The sequence below is a fragment of the Thalassospira sp. UBA848 genome (assembly GCF_002295455.1).
Taxonomy (GTDB): Bacteria; Pseudomonadota; Alphaproteobacteria; order Rhodospirillales; family Thalassospiraceae; genus Thalassospira.
The window spans coordinates 1-3,846 of the sequence record NZ_DBGS01000127.1 but is presented as its reverse complement, the minus strand read 5'-3'; the positions used below and the strand labels follow the sequence as shown (position 1 = coordinate 3,846).

Sequence of the window (3,846 nt, the reverse complement as noted above, 5' to 3'; positions counted from 1 at the left end):
TGCGGTATTGGCTGATCAGGACCAACGCCATTTTACCCTGTTTGGTGCGCTCTTCGATCTCGGCAATGCCGAACGGACCGGTTGTGACCGAAATGCCGGCATCAAGTGCCTGACGGGCAAAGTCATAATGCACCAGTTCAACAACTTCGCGGTTTTGCGGCTTGCGCACGGTATCAACAAATAACGGGCCATCACGACTGCTAAGCACTTCGGCGTCAAAATCGCGCTTATGCGCCGCCAACGCCAGCCCAAGCGGACCACAGCCGCCATGACCGGATGTCATGAATATCGTCGTGGCTTCGCGCCACAACGCGATTTCAAGATTACGATCAAGTTCGACATCGTGATCAAGCGCATTCATCGCCATCATCAGGGCCGCCGGACCACAGGTAAAAGGCAGGGTCTGGTGATAGAAATGAATGGGTGACGGCAAGCGCATGGCGTTTGGCACCAAAACCTTTTCCATACGAAGCGCATTGCTGTGGTCGGGATAATAATCCGGATAAAGGTCAAATTCGCGATAACCATTTGCCGCAAACAAACGGATCGCTTCCGGATTTTTCTGGCTGACCTCAAGGCGCAGGATCGGGGCACCGAAATCGAGACTGATCTCTTCTGCCTGCGCGATCAGTGAGCCACCAATTCCCCGCCCCCGCAGATCGGGTGACACCGCCATGGAATACAGGCGCGCAAGCGCCACGTTGCGACGAAAAATCACCAGCACATAGCCAGCAATGCCCGCATCATTGGCATTTTCCGCCACGATCAACCGTGCGGTTTCACTGCCAACGAAACGCTTGAAGGCACGCCTGTTCAGACGGTCAATCGCAAAAGACCGGTTTTCAATATCGCACAGCGCATCCAGATCACCGGTCCGGGCGGGGCGAAATTGGAAGTCATGAAGTTGGGAGGCGTTTGACGTCATCGCGCAATCACTTGATTTGAGCATGCCAAAACAGCATACGCGGATATATCGTCATGAAACGCACAAAAGGAATAGTGCAATTTATGCGGTGCTCACTGCGTTTTTTGCACAGCAAGGCACCGCATAGCTTGCAAGTCCGGGCGCGTTAGCCGCGCGCAGCAATCCGCGGCGCAAGTGGTGCCATGTCGTACCCGGCCTCTGCCGCGGCCTTGATGATATCACCTGCCGGCATTTGCCCGGCGTTGGCCAGCGACCAAAGGATGGTGCAGCGTGTACCACTTCGGCAGTAGGCAAAGATCGGCTTCGGGGCCGACGCCAGATTGGCAGCAAAGGCATCGGCATCCGCATCCGACACATTGCCACTTGCAACCGGCTGGAAGATCGCCTTGATACCGACGGCTTCGGCCTTGGCGGCAATTTCAGAGAATGACGGTTGTCCCGGGTCTTCACCGTCCGGTCGGTTGCAGATGATGGTCTTGAACCCGGCCTTGGCAATTTCGTCAATTGCCTCAAGCGGCATTTGCGGGGATACAGTCAGTTCATCACTCAGGCGTTTCATTTCAATTCCGTTCGTCGTTGCTGGTCGCCGCGCCCGGTTGATCGGGCTTTTACAGCACGTTCCTAGGTTCACGGCCTAAGCATACCGCAGAGATTTGCGGATGCCAGCATAACGTTCACGCAACAACAGATCGAACGGAATATTCCGGTTCCAAACGCCGTCAATGGCGTTATTTGGAAAGCGGGCAGGTCCGCAACCCAAACAACTTGTACAGCGGGCAAAAACGCAAGGCCGCTGTCACAAGCATCACAACACCTGCCGCCAGGATCACCCACGCATATGGCCCAAATGCCATGCTGCCATCTTCGGGCTTGGCCATGACAAACGGCAAAGCCAGCAAAACAACGCCAATGCATGCGCGCAAGATACGATCAACCAAACCTACATTCGCCATAATTTCCTCCTTGGGGAAAGCTCTGATGAGTTGGTTTATAACATTATAATTCAATAGATAACTTTGACCCTTATCAATCACATCCAAACAAAGATCGGCACTTTGGTAGATGCCGTATTTCCAGCCTTGCCCAACGTTTGCGACCGTGCCAAAAGTTCAAAATCCAAACGTTATCAAGTCCCTCAGGAAACGTACCGACATGAGTGAACCCTTAACGGCCATCCCGGATTTTCCGTCATGGCGCCAATCCAACCCGAATGGTGCGTTTTCAGACTGGCTCAAGGCATCATGTGCAGATCAATGGCACGCGGTAACCCATCATCCCTTTACCGATGCTTGGGGCAACGGTGCCCTGCCCAAGGCCAATCTTGAAAACTATCTTATTCAGGATCACCGATTTATTGATCGGTTTGTTGCCTTGTTGGCGGCGGCTGTGTCACGCGCGCCCAAATTAAAGGACCGCATCCCCGGCTGTCAGTTCCTTGCATTGGTCACGGGCGAAGAAAACACCTATTTCGAACGATCCTTTGCCGCGCTTGGTGTATCTGATGATGCACGTGAAAACATGCCAGACTGGCCGGCAACGGCGTCCTTCAAACAACTTATGAAAGATGCCACCGACAGCAATCGTTACGCCAATATGCTGGCCGTACTGGCGGTTGCCGAAGGCACCTATCTTGGCTGGGCAGATCGGGTCAATAAGGCCATTGCCAAACGGCCGGATGATTTCTGGTACGCAGAATGGATTGATCTGCATATCGGCGATTATTTCGAAAGTGTGGTGGCCTATCTCAATACGCAGCTTGATAAAGCAGGACCGGTGCTATCCGAACAGGAACGTTCGGAATGTCTGTCTTATTTCGCGCGTGCGACCGATCTTGAATATCAGTTCTTTGACACCGCGTGGGGCGCACAGAAATGACCACCATCCGTTCCTTCACGGACAGCGACGCCGACGCACTGGTCGAGATATACAGACGTGCGGTCACAGAAATCGGACCACGGGCGTATAACCCCGAACAGGTCGCCGTATGGGCAAAACTTCTGCCCAGTGCCGAACGCTTTGCCGAAATCATGAATGACGGGCGTGTTGCCCTTGTTGCTGTGGATGCCAATGACCGCGCCGTTGCCTTCGGCGATGTCGAGGCAGATGGTCATATCGGCTTTCTCTATGCGCTGCCAGATGTTGCCGGTACAGGTGTCGCCAAGACCCTGTATGACGTCCTTGAAGCGAAGGCACGCGAACAGGATATCGGCAAGCTGTATTCAGAGGCGAGCGAACTTGCAAAATCCTTCCTGCTCAAACAGGACTTTAGCGTTGTCGAGCGCCGCGACTTCGAAGTTTCTGGTGTGCCCATTCACAATTACGCAGTTGAAAAGCGCCTGCGCGCACCGCGTTAAACCACATCATAGCATCGCACATTAAAAAGGCTGCCGTTGGGGCAGCCTTTTTCCTATTCCCGCAAGCCGCGCTTGGTGGCTCCCAAGACGCGATCAATAGACACATCCGCCTGTCCGACATAGTTTACCGGATTACGGATATATGCCCAATCCACCGGGGCGTCGGTCAGTTTTGGCAATTCATCAAACAGGTTCGATGCATTTTCTGCTGACTTGGCAATGGCATCTTTCACCAATTTGTCGGCCGCATCGCGGCCAAGGTGGTCTGCCAATGCAAATGTTGCGGCCTCTGCCAGCATCGCACCGCGCGACAGTTCAAGATTTTGCACCATCCGATCCGAATTGATTTTAAGATCAGGCACCATATCCACCGCCTGAGCAAGGGCCGCCCCGGTAGCAGTAATGATCTGCGGCAAGGTCAACCATTCTAGAAGCCAGCTTGCACCGCTTCGTTCATGTTCGTGGATTTGCGACTGGGCAAAAGTGCCAAGCTGTCCGGCATTGAACCGCGCAAATGTCACCAGCATTTCCGCCTGCACGGGGTTGGATTTATGCGGCATGGTCGAT

General features: G+C 53.8%; 5 protein-coding genes and 1 pseudogene. 2 read left to right on the top strand and 4 right to left on the bottom strand.

The window, feature by feature from the left end:
• The 3 genes from B2R48_RS17360 to B2R48_RS17350 form a co-directional block, all read right to left on the bottom strand.
• On the bottom strand, nucleotides 1–925 hold a 925-nt coding region (locus B2R48_RS17360), incomplete at its 3' end, for a peptidase C39 family protein (protein ID WP_297003039.1).
• A 145-nt stretch (nucleotides 926–1,070) separates the two neighbouring features.
• Nucleotides 1,071–1,484, bottom strand: coding sequence for a TIGR01244 family sulfur transferase (locus B2R48_RS17355; RefSeq protein WP_297003037.1), 414 nt, complete (start codon nucleotides 1,482–1,484; stop codon nucleotides 1,071–1,073).
• Nucleotides 1,485–1,653: 169 nt separating this feature from the next.
• Nucleotides 1,654–1,878 (bottom strand): YgaP family membrane protein, encoded by a 225-nt coding sequence (locus B2R48_RS17350; protein WP_297003035.1) that lies wholly within the window; start codon nucleotides 1,876–1,878, stop codon nucleotides 1,654–1,656.
• 199 nt (nucleotides 1,879–2,077) lie between these two features.
• On the opposite strand from B2R48_RS17350, the gene B2R48_RS17345 reads away from it, so the two are divergent.
• Together B2R48_RS17345 and B2R48_RS17340 are read left to right on the top strand one after the other, a co-directional pair.
• Complete coding sequence (locus B2R48_RS17345; RefSeq protein WP_297003034.1) at nucleotides 2,078–2,800, top strand: TenA family protein; 723 nt, start codon at nucleotides 2,078–2,080, stop codon at nucleotides 2,798–2,800.
• Nucleotides 2,797–3,279 (top strand): GNAT family N-acetyltransferase, encoded by a 483-nt coding sequence (locus tag B2R48_RS17340; protein WP_297003032.1) that lies wholly within the window; start codon nucleotides 2,797–2,799, stop codon nucleotides 3,277–3,279. The genes B2R48_RS17345 and B2R48_RS17340 overlap by 4 nt, the downstream gene beginning before the upstream one ends.
• A gap of 53 nt (nucleotides 3,280–3,332) precedes the next feature.
• Here B2R48_RS17340 and B2R48_RS17335 read toward each other — a convergent pair.
• A pseudogene (locus tag B2R48_RS17335) lies at nucleotides 3,333–3,846 on the bottom strand (3-carboxy-cis,cis-muconate cycloisomerase); the annotation flags it as partial.